Below are 13,823 nucleotides of genomic sequence, written 5' to 3' on the forward strand. Positions count from 1 at the left end.
CGTGGTACCCGTATTGCTCGACGGATACCACGCTGATTTCACAATTCGCGGGTGGGGCGGTCCTTAGTTGGACTTTACCATGCGGATCGACTGCAGGATCCTACCGTTGCCGTTCGATACGACCGCGAAGTAGACGCCCCGGGGCAGCTGGTTCACCTGCACCGGAATGGTGTGCTCGCCGCTGGGGTAGGTCTGGCGCGCCAGGTTCTGGAGCATGCGGCCGTTGACGTCGTACAGATCGATGTTGACCGCGGCGGTTTCCCGTATCCGCAGGCGGATGCTGGTCTGGTTCTGGAAGGGGTTGGGGAAGTTCACGCCGATTACGTTGGGCGCGTCGGCTCCCAGGCCTTCCGCGTTGAAGAAGTCGGCGACCGCGTTGGGCTGCAGGGCACCGCTGCACTCACCCTTGCCGCTGTGCGGCAGGGCCAGGTACGGGAATTCGCTGCGGAAGGGCTCGTCGTTCGTTTCGACGCCCGTCGTGTAGCTGTACACGCCCAGCAGCATATCGGTGGCCAGGTTCGGGGTCTCGGCCGTAATGTCGTAGTCGTTGTATCCGAGCCCGATGGCGGCCAGGACCAGTCCCGAAACGGCCTGCAGTTCGATGCGGGTCACGTCGTCCTCGAGGCGGCGTCCGTTGGGGAAGCCGTCCATGTTCGGGATCATTTCCAGGTCCATGGTGGTGTTGAAGCGGGGATCGGTCAGTCCGAGTACCGCGGCCTGGATGAGGCCCAGCGAGCTGAAGTCTTCCGAATCGCGGTCGGTGGGGGGCACGGCCAGGTTGATCCGCAGCATGTCACCGCCGTTGGGCAGGAAGTTGTTGATGAAGGGCTTACCGGCGGCGAGGGGGTTGCCGACGGGTTTGCCGGTGGCCAGCTGGTAGGGGCGGGCGTTGGGTACGCCGGTGTGGAAGATGGGCCACAGATCGACCGAGCGCGGCAGCTTGGGGCCGGGAAGGAGGAAGTCCTCGTAGGTGCTGCCGGCTTCGAGCACGGTACCCTCGAGGGCTGCGTTGCCCTTCAGGATGAAGAGACCGTCGGCCTCGTTGCTAAAGTCCACGTTGCCGAGGACGGTGGGGCTGGCGGTCTGGATGCGCAGGGGAGCGAAGGCCGGTACGGCACTGCCGAACTTATCGTCGTCCATGTAGAGCGCCAGTTCGGGATTGTAGAAGAAGGAGTCCAGCAGCACGTCGCTGAGTTCCTCGTAGGGCGTCAGGGCGTTCCAGTAGTCCTTCATGCCCACGGGGATGACGGCCTCGTTGGTGAGGGGCATGCCCAGGCGGCTGACCTGTACGTAGTCGTTGTCCTGCACGACGGGCTTGGAACCGTCATTCTGGAGTACCCGCACCTTGGGCCGGCTGGCGGAGGCCCACACGCCGATGATGAAATCGGGGTCCAGGATGTCGTCGGGCGTAGAGCCTACGCCTTCCTTCAGCAGCGCGCCGATGGGCACGTTGAGGACCAGGGCGTTGGTGTTGAAGCAGGCCAGTCCGTCGATGGGGTCGCCGTTCTGCCGGGGCGCGTCGCCCAGGTCGAAAATGCCGCCCAGGTCGACGAAGAAGGGATCATCTACCGGTCCGGCGAAAACCGTGATCAGTTCCGCCGTGGTTTCCACGGTGGAGTTGGAGTAGGCCTCGTAGCTCTCCTGGTTCAGTCCGACTTCGGACTGGATCGAGCGCGGTCCGATATTGGGAGCTGGCACGTCGCCGTTCTCGACGATGACGTCGGTCGTACCGTCGGCCATGATCCGCTCGAGGCGGTAGGTGGTCTTGAGGTTCTGCTTGCCGAGTCGGATATTGAAGAAGGTGGATTCGTCTTCGTTGGTCCGGGTAAAGGTGAAGCGGAAGGTCACGTCGTCACCCGGGGTGGCGACGTCGTTGTCTACGTGGATCTCGTAGCGGATGTCCTCGCCGAAGTGGTACCAGTTGGGGCCGCCGTGGGGCAGCTGCATCGGGATGTAGGTGGCGATGAGGGTCACCATATTATCCTCGCCGGGCGTCCGGAAGGCGTACACGTCCACGTTGTCCGCCAGCGGGTCGTCCGAGATGAGGGGAGCTTCGCGGTGGGAGGAGGCATAGGCCGCCGAGCCCATCAGTACCGCCAGCAGGAGCAGCACCGCGTTTTTAAAGGGTTGAAATGATTGCATTGTTTTTATTGTAGACCCCGCCCCCGGGGGGCGGGGTGGTCAGTTAATGAGGCAGCGCGCGGCGGCTATTCGTTGATCGTGTTGGTGTGATCCACCTCGGTACCGCGCCAGGGCATGGCGACGTACGGGAAGGTGGCGCGGAACGGCTTGTCGTTCATTTCCACCTCGGTGGTGTAGCTGAGCACGCTCAGCAGGTCCTCGGTCACGGGGCTGGCGTTGGGGTCGGCAGCGTCGTAGTCGTCGTACCAGAGGCCGATGGCGGCGAGTACGATACCGGATACGGCCTGCAGCTCGATGCGAGTCACGTCGTCCTCCAGGCGGCGCCCGTTGGGGAAGCCGTCCATGTTGGGGATGAATTGCAGTTCCGCGGAGCTGTTGAACGCCCCGTCGGTAAGGCCCAGCACGGCGGCCTGCACGAGGCCGAGCGAGCTGAAGTTGTCGCTGTCGCGCGGGGTGGGCGGCACGGCCATGTTCAGCCGCAGCATGTCACCGCCGTTGGGCAGGAAGTTGTTGATGAAGGGCTTGCCGGCGGCGAGCGGATCGCCCATTTTGCCGGTGGCCAGCTGGTAGGGGCGCAGGTTGGGAACGCCGGTGTGGAAGATCGGCCACAGGTCGACCGAGCGGGGCAGGTTCGCTCCCGGCAGGAGGAAGTCCTCGTAGGTGCTGCCGGCTGCGAGTACAGTACCGTCCAGGGCGGCGGAGCCCTTCAGGTCGAACAGTCCGTTGCCTCCGTTGGAGAAGTCGAACGCGCCGAGGCTACTCGACTGGATCATCAGGGGCGAGAAGGCCGGTACGGAGGCCGCGAAGGCACCCGGGGAGATGTACAGGGCCAGTTCGGGGTTGTAGAAGGAGGGGTCGAGCGTGAGGTCGGCGGCTTCCTGGTAGGGGGTCAGCGCGTTCCAGTAGTCCTTCATGCCGATGGGGATGACCGCTTCGTTGGTGAGGGGCATGCCGAGGCGGCTGACCTGGACGTATGCGCCGGAGTCCTCGATGTCGTCGCCGCTGTTGATGGTGCGCATCGCCGGACGGCTGGCCGAGGCCCATACGCCGATGACGTAGTCGCCGTCGAGAATGTCGGCCGGGGTGTTGGCGGCGCTCTTTTTCTTCAGGGTGGTGATGGGCACCTTCAGGGCCAGGGTGTGGACGTTGAACTGCGCCAGCCCGTCGCGGCTGATGTCGTCTTCACCCTGCCGCGGGCTGTCGCCCAGGTCGAAGATGCCGCCGAGGTCGACGAAGAAGGGATCGTCGGCGGGACCGGCGAATACCATTTCACCGGTACTGGCCGTGGTGATCGCGCTTTCCCACAGGGTTTCGTAATTGCTGTTCAGGCCGACCGGCGACTCGATCGAGCGGGGCCCGATGTTGTAGGGGGGCACGATGCCCTCCTCCACGATGGTCTGGAAGGTGTTGCCGCCGTCGAGGCTGCGCTCGAGGACGTAGGTGGCCTTGATGTTTTCCGCGCCCAGTCGGATATTGAAGAAGGTCGACGGGTCCTGGTTCATCCGGGTGAAGGTGAAGCGGTAGGTGATCTCGTCGCCCACGATGGTGTGGTCGTTATCGACGTGAATTTCGTACCGGATGTCTTCGCCGAAGGTGTAATAATTGGGGCCGCCCTGGGGGAGCTGCATCGGGATGTAGTTCGCGATGAGGGTGACCGTGGAGGGATCGTCGGGGCTGACGAACGCGTATACGTCCGTGTTATCCGCTAACGGATCGTCCGCAATCAGGGGAGCCTCCCGGTGGGAGGAGGCCAGGCTTACCTGAGAAACGGCGAAAATGAGAGCGAAACTACCCAGACAGCGTAGTAGAAGTTGATGCATAAATGCTGTACTTGGATTAAAGAGTTGGTGAAAACGGTGACATACCGATACATCTACGGCAAGCGCCGGTATTTCGGTTTTGTTCACGACAATAATTCTGCCAAAACTCGTCCAAAAAGCATATTATTTCATCTTAACTCCGATTGCGTTAAAATGATGCCCCATCCGGGGGATAAAAGGTGAAGAAAGGTGTGTGAAAATTTTGCCCCGGTGCGGGGATTTTTCACGAAACCTTAATTTGATTGAGGTAGCGCCGAACCTGGTCCGCCGTGACGACCTCCCGCTCGTACTCCGGCAGGCCGGGTACGCCCATATAGACTTCCGGATTGCGGTGTACCATGGAGCTTTGGTGAAGCTCGAATGCGGTAGCGTGAAATTCGGTAGCCCCGGTCACGGTAAGCACCTCCTGCACGTTCTCTGGCGTGATGCCGCAGCCCGGCAGGATGGTAATGTCCGCGCCAGCGTGTTCGACCAGACGGGCAATGAGGGCCGCTCCTTCGGGTACGGTCGCACGCTGGCCCGAGGTGAGGACCGTCGTTACGCCCAGGTCGCGGAGGCGGTCGAGCGCCGCGAAGGGATCGCGGCATACGTCAAAGGCCCGGTGAAAGGTGACGGATAGGGGACCCGCCGCCCGGACCAACCGCTGCACCTGCGCCTCCGCCACCCCCCCGTCCGGCGTCAGCATCCCGAATACGACCCCGTCGGCGCCGAGGTCGCGGCACACCTCGATGTCCCGTTCCATGGCCACCAGTTCGCGGGAGGTGTACACAAAGTCTCCCCCCCGCGGGCGTATCATGACCCGCAGTTCGATGGGGATCTCGCGGCTGGCCGCGATGGAACCGAGACTGGGGGTGAGCCCGCCCTCGACCAGGGCCGAGCACAGTTCTACCCGGTCGGCACCGCCCGCGTGCGCGGCGTGGACGTCGTCCGCGCTCTGCAGGCACACTTCGAATTTGACCTTACTCATCACTGGGTACTTTGCTTCCCGGTACGACCATACGATTGCCTTCTGACTCGGTGTAGACGGCATAGTCAAAATTGGGATGAATGCAGTAGCCGCCGGTGTTGCCCTGCTTATCCAGGGCGATGAAGCCTACCTGGATTTCCCGCCAGTCGGGGTTCTTTTCGATCACCCGTTCTACGGCCAGCCGGCAGGCGTCGGTGGGGGAGTGGCCCTGGCGCATCAACTCGACCACCAGAAAGGAACCGCACGCCCGCACTACCGCTTCCCCCCAGCCGGTGGCCGTGGCCGCGCCGACGTTGTTGTCCGCGTACAGTCCCGCGCCGACGATCGGGGAGTCGCCCACCCGCCCGTGGTACTTGAAGGCGGCACCCGAGGTGGTACAGGCCGCGGCGATGTTGCCGTTGCGGTCGAGCGTTAGCAATCCGATAGTATCGTGGTTTTCGACGTTGATCGGGGGGCGGTAGCCGGGGTTGTCACGCTTCCAGGTTTCCCAGTCTACGCGTGCGGCGTCGGTCAGGAGGTCCGTCAGGGGAAAGCCTTCGGCGATGGCAAACTGCTGGGCTCCCTCGCCGGCGAGCATTACGTGGGGGGTGTTTTCCATTACCCGGCGGGCTACGGATATCGGGTGTAGGATTTCCTGCAGGGCCAGTACGCTCCCGCAGTCGCCCGCCCCGTCCATGATGGCCGCGTCCAGGGTGACTATGCCGTCGCGATCGGGCCGCCCGCCAATCCCGACGGTGCTGACTTCCGGGTCGGCCTCGGTGACCCGCACGCCGGCCTCGGCCGCGTCCAGGGCGCTGCCGCCGGCCTGTAAGTTGGCCCAGGCCGCCTCGTTGGCGGCCAGGCCGTGGCGCCAGGTGGATATTATCACGGGGCCTCCGGGCCCGGTGGTGGCGGCGGGTTGCTCGGCGGCCGCACTATCGGTACCCGGTGAGCAGCCGGCAGCCAGGGCGGTGGCGGAAAGGGCGAGTGGCGCGCGGCGGATAAACCGGCGGCGGGTAATCGGGGGCATATCTGATGGGGTTTTTTCAGGAGATTTTCCAGGTGGGGATTTGCATGGTGAGGCAGTGCAGGGCACCGTGCTGTTCCACAAATGCGCGGCAGTCGACGCCCACGATATGGTAATCACTTTCGTTGGCCAGAATATCTAATGCCGTCTGGTCCGCGCGGCTGCCGTAGGTAGGTAGGAAGAGGGTGCCGTTGCTGATGAGGAAGTTGGCGTAGGAAGCGGGAAGCCGGTGCCCGTCGACCCGGCTCGTAAGGGTCTCAGCCCAGGGTAACTCCACCAGCCGGTAGTCGGTCGCGATCGTCCGCAATTCTTCGCGCAGGGCGACGAAGTCGGCATGGTGGGGGTCGGTAGGTGGCGGAGGGGCCACGTAGGCGATGGTTTCCTCGTCGAGGAAGCGGGCCACCGTGTCGACGTGGGCGTCGGTGTCGTCGCCTTCCAGCTCACCGTGGTCTAGCCACAGGACGCGGCGGGCACCGAGTTGCTCCCGCAGGACCACCTCGGCGGCGGCCCGCGTGGTGAAATCGTTGCGGCCCGTGGACAACAGGCAGCGGCTGGTGGTCAGCAGCGTTCCCCGTCCGTCCGATTCGATGGAGCCGCCTTCCAGTACCGTTTCCACGCGTCGGTAGTCGGCCCCGGGATACAGGGCCGCGTGGATGTGCTGCGGGAGCTCATTGTCGCGTCGGGCGTCGAACTTGCCCCCCCAGCCATTAAAGGTAAAGTCGAGCAGGCGCGGGCCTCCGTCCAACACCGTGATCGGGCCGGAGTCGCGTACCCAGCTGTCGTCGGTGGGCAGGTGCAGCACTTCGCCGGTGTACCGGTCGGCATAGGGCGCAAAGTGTGTCTGGTCGCTGACGATCAGCGTAGTGGGGCAGACCCGCTGAACGACGTTGGCGGCGCGCACCATAGCCGCGGAAGCCGCGTCGAGGACCGTCCCCCAGTCGCCGGAGCGACGGGGGAAAACAAAGAACACCCGTTGTTGCGGCTCCCACTCGGCCGGCAGTCTAAGCATTGTGTTTTCTATTTTGCGTGGGCAATATCGTTTTTATCTGCTTATGTCGATCCAGCAACTCTTACTCCTTGGCGCGTTCGCGGGTGCCATGTTCGCCTGTTCTCCGGCGGACCCCCCCGGTTCCGAACCCGGCCGCGAAGGCGAGTATCCGGGCATGGTGTGGATCTCCCATCCCGATGGCGGATATTATATGGACGTTACCGAGGTCACCACCGCAGCGTTCGGCGAGTTTATCGCCGCCACCGGCTACCGCACCGAGGCGGACAGTTTTGGCTGGTCGGGGGTATTCTCGCTGGAAGAGCTGACGTGGTTGCCCGTCAACGGAGCCAATTGGGAGTATCCGCGGGGTCCCGCGCAGCCGGCCGCTATGCCGGAGGAACCGGTGACCCAGGTCAGCCTGAGGGATGCCCAGGCCTACGCCGCCTGGGCCGGCAAGCGCCTGCCCACCGAGCGCGAGTGGATGTACGCGGCGACCCAGGGCGATACCCTGCGCGCCTATCCGTGGGGCAAGGAGATCACCCCGGACGGTACGTTTCTCGGCAACTGGTGGCAGGGCCCCTTCCCCTACCGCAATGAGGTGGCCGACGGCTACGCGGGCATTGCCGCCGTCGGGCAGTTCCCCCCGACCGACAACGGGCTCTACGATATAAGTGGAAATGTGTGGGAGTGGACGGTGTCGCACAGGCCGGGAACTACGGAATCTATAATTAAGGGAGGATCCTTTCTCTGTAGCACCAGCTACTGCACGGGCTTTAACCTGCAGGAGCGGCAGTTCACGGCGGCCGACAGTGGGCTCAATCATCTTGGCTTCCGCTGCGTAGCGGGCTAAAAAAAAGCGGCCTCCAAATCGGGAGGCCGCTAGTATAAAGCTTAAAGTCGATCATGCCGTGCTAGAGAACCGGGGCGGAAGATGCTTGCACTACCGGGTCTGGTGAAGTGCGGCGTCATTCGTTTCCCCCGATTGACAAGTCAAAGATAGGAGCCCAAACGCGTGCCATGCTGGTGTCTTTTACCGGGCTATGTCACCTCCACTAACCCGACACCGGGGAGGCCGAAGGCTGATGGCAGATTAAACCATTGTCAGAATGACAATTTCCAAATTATGCTTGAATATTGACCGATTGGAAGTTAAATATTTGGCATGTTAGAATATGGTTCACGGTGATTTGTCACGTTCAAGCACAAGATAATAGCGGTACCTACATTAAATCGGTTAAAATACGCTCATCGAGGGATAGATAATGCGCAGGGGTGATGGTGGGGTGGTCGTGGCTTTCAAAAACAAGTGATTGATTTAGCAACTTTTACAGTCATTTTTGTTGTAAATTGTGCATCCGACCCCTTCCCATGAACGAGAGAACCGCCGAGAAACTAACCATCCTTGCCGACGCCGCGAAGTACGACGTGTCCTGCAGCAGCAGCGGCAGCAAGCGCCGAAACACGCCCGACGGGCTCGGCAATGCTACGGGCATGGGCATCTGCCATACCTACACCCAGGATGGCAGATGCGTCTCTCTCCTGAAGATCCTGCTTACCAATCACTGCATCTTCGATTGCGCCTACTGCGTGAGCCGTCGGAGTAATGACGTCAAGCGCGCCGCCTTTACCGTGGACGAAGTGGTCGACCTGACGCTCAACTTTTACCGGCGCAACTACATCGAGGGGCTTTTTCTCTCCTCCGGCATCTTTAAGAGCGCCGACTACACCATGGAGCGCCTCGTCCGCATCGCCAAGAATCTCCGTACGGAACATAAATTCAACGGCTACATTCACCTCAAAGCCATTCCGGGGGCCAGCGACGAGCTGATCCACGAGGCCGGCCTCTACGCCGACCGCCTAAGCGTCAACCTGGAGATGCCTTCAGAAATGAGCCTGAAGAAGGTGGCGCCCGAGAAGAATTACGCGGAGGTGTACCAGCCCATGAATTTCCTTAAGTCGTCGATCACCGGCTACCGCGAGGAAAAGCGGTCGCTTATGAAGACGCCCAACTTTGCTCCCGCCGGCCAATCCACGCAGATGGTGATCGGTGCGAGCCCGGAGAGCGACCAGGATATCCTCAAGCTGGCTACCTCGCTGTACTCCGAGCAGCAGCTCAAGCGGGTCTACTACAGCGGCTACGTTCCGATCAGCGACGATAGTCGGCTTCCCACCCTCTCCGCGCCACCCCTGCGCCGCGAGAACCGCCTCTACCAGGCCGATTGGTTGATGCGCTTCTACGGCTTCAGCGCCGAGGAGATCGTGGACGACGCCAATCCCAACCTTGATCCCGAAGTGGATCCCAAGCTGGCCTACGCTCTCCGTAACCCGGCGAGCTTTCCCGTGGACGTCAATAAGGCGCCCTACGAAATGATCCTCCGAATTCCGGGGGTAGGGGTCAAGTCGGCAAAAAAAATCGTTGACGCCCGTCGGTTCCGCCCCCTGCGTCGGGAGCACCTCCGCAAGATCGGCGTCGTCTGGAAGCGCGCGCAGTATTTTCTGATCTGTGCCGACAAGGATTTCCGCCAGCTCGGTTTTGATCCCGGCATTATTCGACAGCAAGTCATTCACGGCGCATCAAAGACCGGGCGACACGCCAGGGACGCCGACCAACTCGTGCTCTTCGGATAGGTACCGCCGGCTTCCCACTGCGGACCTGTCCGACGTAAAATGAAAAAGCCCCTCCGGATCGCGATCCGGAGGGGCTTACTATTGGGTTCCGCGTGGGGCGGGTACCGGGTTTAGTTGAAGTAGCTTTCGGTGATGGTTTCACCGGCCTGTACCTTCTCGATGCGGGCCTTCATCTCGTTGGAACCGTCATAATCGTCCTGACGGGCGAAGATCTCCTTGAGAGCGATCAGGGTGTTCAGGTTGCTGGGGTCGGTCTGCTCGGCCTTCTTGAAGTAGGGGAAAGCCAACGCGAATTCGTTGTTAATTTCCTCGTTCAGGGCTTCGTACTTCTTCTGACCCTCTTTGCTGAGGTCGTTACCGAGTTCTACCAGTTGCTCCGTCATTTTGGCGGCGCGGTTGAAGTAGAGGGCTCCCAGGCTGTAGATGAGGGAAGCGTCGTCGGGCTTGATTTCCAGACCGGCTTCGTAGTTCTTCTTAGCCAGGTCGAAGTACTCAGCTGCCTTTTCGGGATCTTCGTCCCGGCGCTTCTGGTAGAGCTGCTCGTACACGCGACCCAGGGTAGCGTAGAGGCTCATGTTATCGGGCTCGGCGTCGATGGCTTCCTGAAGCTTATCGGTCAGCTCGTCGAGTTTACCCTGGGCGAGGTAGTAGTTGATCTCGGTGAAGAGCAACTGGGTTTCCTGGGGAAACTTCTCGCGACCTTCGGCGAGGTACTGACCGGCCTTTTCCATGTCACCTTTGCCACTGTAGACCTTGTACAGGCCGTCGTAGATACCGGCGTCTTCGTAATCGTTCTCGTAGAGCTTCATAAGGATGGGCTCGGCGGCGTCAAAGTCCTCGGCGAGGACGGCGGACAGCGCGGAGTAGTACTGCTCCTCCTGTACTTTGGCATCGTTGCCTTCGTAGGTGCTCGAACCACCGTTTTCCATCAGGAACTCGTGAACGGCCACGCTTGTGTTGAACGCCTGGTAGCTGTCGTTGTAGTTCTTGTCCTGGATGGCGTAAATGCCTTCATTGGAGATATTGGCCTGCAGTTCCTCAAGACCCTTGAGCGCGGTCTTGCGGTCGCGGTTCTTATCGGCCATTTCGTAGGCCTTCATATACATCTTGGAAGACTTCACAGCGGCCTGAGCCACGACGGGTTCCATGGGCTGGTCACCCGCGAGGGCACGGTCCTGGATGTACCGCTGAACGGCGGTGGCGTAGATGTCACCGGCGGTGAGGTAAGCATCGACGTCGGACTGCATCTGGGAGTCGTCCATAGCTACCTGGATAGCGTCGACGGCGGATTGCAGGTCCATCAGGTCCTGACCGGATTGGTAAGTTTTGTACGATTTTTCGGCGTTCTTAAACGCGTCTTCTCCACTCTGCGCGAAGGCGGCAGAAACGGCAAAGACGGCGATGATCGCGCTAAGCATAAAATTACGCATGGGTAAAGTTTGTTGGTTGTTGATTGGTTTGTGTGCTGTCCTGTAGACGGTTTCGGGCCGCAAAGGATATATGCAAAACGTTATTATAGCGGGCAAGTATCGTTAATACCTTCCTAAAGTTAGTGAAACGCCCCGCAATAGCTAGTGTTCATGCGGGGTAGAGGTAGAGGAGGAGGGGCCCGGCGGACTTCGTCCCCCGGGTATCCTCCCCGCGTTTCCTGGCAAACTTACTCTTCTTCGGTACCCAGAATACCTTCGGCACTGAGCTGCTCCTCGTCGATGCTGACCACGGCCACGTCGGCGATGGCGTCGTCGCCATCCAGCTTGATTAGGCGAACCCCCTGGGTGGACCGGCCCATGACCCGCAGGTCTTCCATGGAGGTGCGGATGAGGATTCCCGAACGGTTGGTGATCATCAGGTCATCGTCGTCGCTGACGGCCTTGATGGTCACGAGCTCGCCGGTCTTCTTGCTGATCTTCATCGTCGAGACGCCCTTGCCGCCGCGGTTGGTGATGCGGTAGTCGCCCCAGTCGGAGCGTTTGCCCATTCCTTTCTCGCTAACTACCAGGATGGTCTTGTCGGTATCCCGCTCGTGGTCGAGCGTTACCATGCCGACAACGGCGTCTTTTTCGCCGTTAAGGCTGATGCCCCGTACGCCGGCGGCGTTGCGGCCCATGTTGCGCACCTTCTCCTCCTCGAAGTGAATTGCCTGTCCCTTGCGGGTGGCCAGGAAAACGTGGCTGCTGCCGTTGGTGAGGCGGGCTTCCAGTAGTTCGTCGCCCTCATTGATGGTGATGGCATTCACGCCATTCGTACGGGGACGGCTGTACTCTTCCAGGCTGGTCTTCTTAACCTGCCCGCGCTTGGTGGCGAAAATGACGGAATGCTGCTGCAGAAACTCCTCGTCGGTGAGGTCGGCTACGCTAATGTAGGCCCGCACGCTGTCCTCTTTGGGGATCGCCAGGATGTTCTGAATGACGCGGCCGCCGCTGTTTTTGCCGGCTTCGGGGATCTCGTAGATACGGAGCCAGAAGCACCGTCCCTGCTCGGTAAAGAGTAGGAGGTAGTTGTGGTTGCTGGCAATGAAGAGGTGCTCCACGAAGTCGGCGTCGCGCGTCTTGCTACCCCGGCTGCCCCGGCCTCCGCGGCCCTGGGCCCGGTACTCGGCCACCGGGGTACGCTTAATGTATCCGAGGTGAGAGATGGTGACCACCACGTCCTCGTCGGCGATCATATCCGTGATCGAGATATCGGCGGTGTCCAGGCTTATCTCCGAGCGGCGCTCGTCGCCAAAGCGGGCCCGGACGTCCTGCAGTTCTTCTTTGATGATACCACGCTGCAGTTCCTCACTTTCCAGGATGGCCCGCAGGCGGTCGATCAGTTCGCGGATCTCGGCGTATTCTTCCCGGATCTTGTTGATCTCCAGGCCGGTAAGCTTTTGCAGGCGCATATCCAGGATGGCGCGTGCCTGCTCTTCGCTCATGACGTTGCCTTCGAGGACGATCAGCTCCTCCGTCTGCACCTCCTTAACGAGCCCGCCGAATTTGTTCCAGAAGGCGGTCTTGTCCTCGACGAAGTCGCCGGCCATAAGTCCGTCGCGGGCCTCGTCCGGACTGTCACTGGCGCGGATGAGGCGGATCACCTCGTCGAGGTAATCCAGCGCGATTAGCAGGCCGATGAGGATGTGGGCGCGGGCGAGGGCCTTGTTAAGTTCGAAGACCGTGCGCCGCTGGATCACTTCCAGGCGGAAAGCAACGAACTCCTCGATCAGGTCCTTGAGGTTGAGCGTCATGGGCCGTCCGCCGACCAGTGCCACGTTGTTCACGCCGTAGCTGGTCTGCAGCGGGGTGTACTTGTAAAGGTAGCTGAGTACGATAGAGGCCATCGCGTCGCGCTTGATCTCGATGACGATGCGGAGTCCGTCGCGGTCTGATTCGTCGCGTACGGCGCTGACGCCGGTGATCTTGCCGTCGTTGACCAGCTCGGCGATCTTGGCCACCAGCGTGGCCTTGTTGACCTGGTAGGGGATCTCGCTGATGATGATGGTCTCGCGGTCGTTGTTATCGACCTTGATATCGGCCCGTCCGCGCACGACGACGCGGCCGCGGCCGGTGCGGAAGGCTTCCCGCACGCCGTCCATACCGTAGATGATACCACCCGTGGGGAAGTCGGGAGCCTTGATGTACTCCATCAGCTCGTCTACCGTAATGTCCGCGTTGTCGACCATCGCGATCACGCCGTCGACCACCTCATTGAGGTTGTGGGGGAGCATGTTGGTGGCCATACCTACGGCGATACCGGAGGCGCCATTGACCAGCAGGTTGGGGATGCGGGTGGGCATCACGGTGGGCTCCTTGAGGGTATCGTCGAAGTTCAGCTGGAAGTCGACGGTGTCTTTGTCCAGGTCGCCGAGGATGCTATCGGAGATACGCTGCAGGCGTGCCTCGGTGTAGCGCATGGCGGCGGGGCTGTCGCCGTCCATGGAGCCGAAGTTGCCCTGGCCGTCGACGAGGGGGTAGCGCAGGGACCATTCCTGGGCCATACGGACCATGGTGTCGTACACGGAGCTGTCGCCGTGGGGGTGGTACTTACCCAGCACCTCACCGACGATACGTGCCGACTTCTTGTGGGAGCCTCGGTAGCTCAGGCCGAGCTCGGACATGCCGAACAGGACCCGCCGGTGCACCGGCTTCAGGCCGTCGCGGACGTCGGGCAGCGCGCGGCTTACGATGACCGACATCGAATAGTCGATGTAGGCCGATTTCATCTGATCCTCGATGTTAACCGGGATGATGCGTTGATTTGGCATAAAGTGCTAAAAATTAGATGGGAAAAAGCCAG

Annotated in this window: 9 protein-coding genes; 2 read left to right on the forward strand and 7 right to left on the reverse strand. The window is 61.2% G+C overall.

The genetic code is table 11. From position 1 onward, the window contains the following. Positions 1-63 precede the first annotated feature (63 nt). The 5 genes from DQG19_RS00120 to DQG19_RS00140 all read right to left on the reverse strand — a co-directional run bounded on the left by DQG19_RS00120 (position 64) and on the right by DQG19_RS00140 (position 6,944). The gene (locus DQG19_RS00120; RefSeq protein WP_232826403.1) at positions 64-2,142 is read right to left on the reverse strand and encodes a DUF4331 family protein; all 2,079 of its coding nucleotides are present in this window, start codon (positions 2,140-2,142) and stop codon (positions 64-66) included. 65 nt (positions 2,143-2,207) lie between these two features. After that, on the reverse strand, positions 2,208-3,962 hold the full coding sequence (locus DQG19_RS00125; RefSeq protein WP_116124202.1) for a DUF4331 domain-containing protein: 1,755 nt from the start codon (positions 3,960-3,962) through the stop codon (positions 2,208-2,210). Between the two features lie 223 nt (positions 3,963-4,185). Then, a complete protein-coding gene (locus DQG19_RS00130; RefSeq protein WP_116124203.1) occupies positions 4,186-4,929 on the reverse strand; it encodes a copper homeostasis protein CutC in 744 nt (247 codons plus the stop codon). Next, on the reverse strand, positions 4,922-5,938 hold the full coding sequence (locus DQG19_RS00135; RefSeq protein WP_116124204.1) for a N(4)-(beta-N-acetylglucosaminyl)-L-asparaginase: 1,017 nt from the start codon (positions 5,936-5,938) through the stop codon (positions 4,922-4,924). The genes DQG19_RS00130 and DQG19_RS00135 overlap by 8 nt, the downstream gene beginning before the upstream one ends. A 16-nt stretch (positions 5,939-5,954) precedes the next feature. Next, positions 5,955-6,944, reverse strand: a complete 990-nt coding sequence (locus tag DQG19_RS00140; protein ID WP_116124205.1) for an agmatine/peptidylarginine deiminase — start codon at positions 6,942-6,944, stop codon at positions 5,955-5,957. A gap of 43 nt (positions 6,945-6,987) precedes the next feature. Between DQG19_RS00140 and DQG19_RS00145 the strand changes: the two genes are divergently transcribed. Continuing rightward, the gene (locus DQG19_RS00145) at positions 6,988-7,773 is read left to right on the forward strand and encodes a formylglycine-generating enzyme family protein (protein WP_116124206.1); all 786 of its coding nucleotides are present in this window, start codon (positions 6,988-6,990) and stop codon (positions 7,771-7,773) included. Positions 7,774-8,291: 518 nt separating this feature from the next. After that, positions 8,292-9,551 (forward strand): putative DNA modification/repair radical SAM protein, encoded by a 1,260-nt coding sequence (locus DQG19_RS00150; RefSeq protein ID WP_116124207.1) that lies wholly within the window; start codon positions 8,292-8,294, stop codon positions 9,549-9,551. A gap of 110 nt (positions 9,552-9,661) precedes the next feature. Here DQG19_RS00150 and DQG19_RS00155 read toward each other — a convergent pair whose 3' ends face one another. Together DQG19_RS00155 and gyrA are read right to left on the reverse strand one after the other, a co-directional pair. Further along, positions 9,662-10,981 carry a tetratricopeptide repeat protein gene (locus tag DQG19_RS00155; protein WP_116124208.1) on the reverse strand — a complete coding sequence of 440 codons (1,320 nt, stop codon included), beginning with the start codon at positions 10,979-10,981 and terminating at the stop codon, positions 9,662-9,664. 227 nt (positions 10,982-11,208) lie between these two features. Then, a complete protein-coding gene (gene gyrA, locus DQG19_RS00160) occupies positions 11,209-13,791 on the reverse strand; it encodes a DNA gyrase subunit A (RefSeq protein WP_116124209.1) in 2,583 nt (860 codons plus the stop codon). Positions 13,792-13,823: the final 32 nt, after the last annotated feature.

This window comes from Lewinella sp. IMCC34183, assembly GCF_003390915.1.
In the GTDB taxonomy this organism is placed as follows: domain Bacteria; phylum Bacteroidota; class Bacteroidia; order Chitinophagales; family Saprospiraceae; genus Neolewinella.

What these genes read in the sequence shown, in the direction of transcription:
- DQG19_RS00135 (WP_116124204.1), bottom strand. Translation starts at nt 5,938, where the DNA reads ATGCCCCCGATTACCCGCCGCCGGTTTATCCGCCGCGCGCCACTCGCC.
- DQG19_RS00145 (WP_116124206.1), top strand. Translation starts at nt 6,988, where the DNA reads ATGTCGATCCAGCAACTCTTACTCCTTGGCGCGTTCGCGGGTGCCATG.
- DQG19_RS00140 (WP_116124205.1), bottom strand. Translation starts at nt 6,944, where the DNA reads ATGCTTAGACTGCCGGCCGAGTGGGAGCCGCAACAACGGGTGTTCTTT.
- DQG19_RS00130 (WP_116124203.1), bottom strand. Translation starts at nt 4,929, where the DNA reads ATGAGTAAGGTCAAATTCGAAGTGTGCCTGCAGAGCGCGGACGACGTC.
- DQG19_RS00150 (WP_116124207.1), top strand. Translation starts at nt 8,292, where the DNA reads ATGAACGAGAGAACCGCCGAGAAACTAACCATCCTTGCCGACGCCGCG.
- DQG19_RS00155 (WP_116124208.1), bottom strand. Translation starts at nt 10,981, where the DNA reads ATGCGTAATTTTATGCTTAGCGCGATCATCGCCGTCTTTGCCGTTTCT.
- DQG19_RS00125 (WP_116124202.1), bottom strand. Translation starts at nt 3,962, where the DNA reads ATGCATCAACTTCTACTACGCTGTCTGGGTAGTTTCGCTCTCATTTTC.
- gyrA (WP_116124209.1), bottom strand. Translation starts at nt 13,791, where the DNA reads ATGCCAAATCAACGCATCATCCCGGTTAACATCGAGGATCAGATGAAA.
- DQG19_RS00120 (WP_232826403.1), bottom strand. Translation starts at nt 2,142, where the DNA reads ATGCAATCATTTCAACCCTTTAAAAACGCGGTGCTGCTCCTGCTGGCG.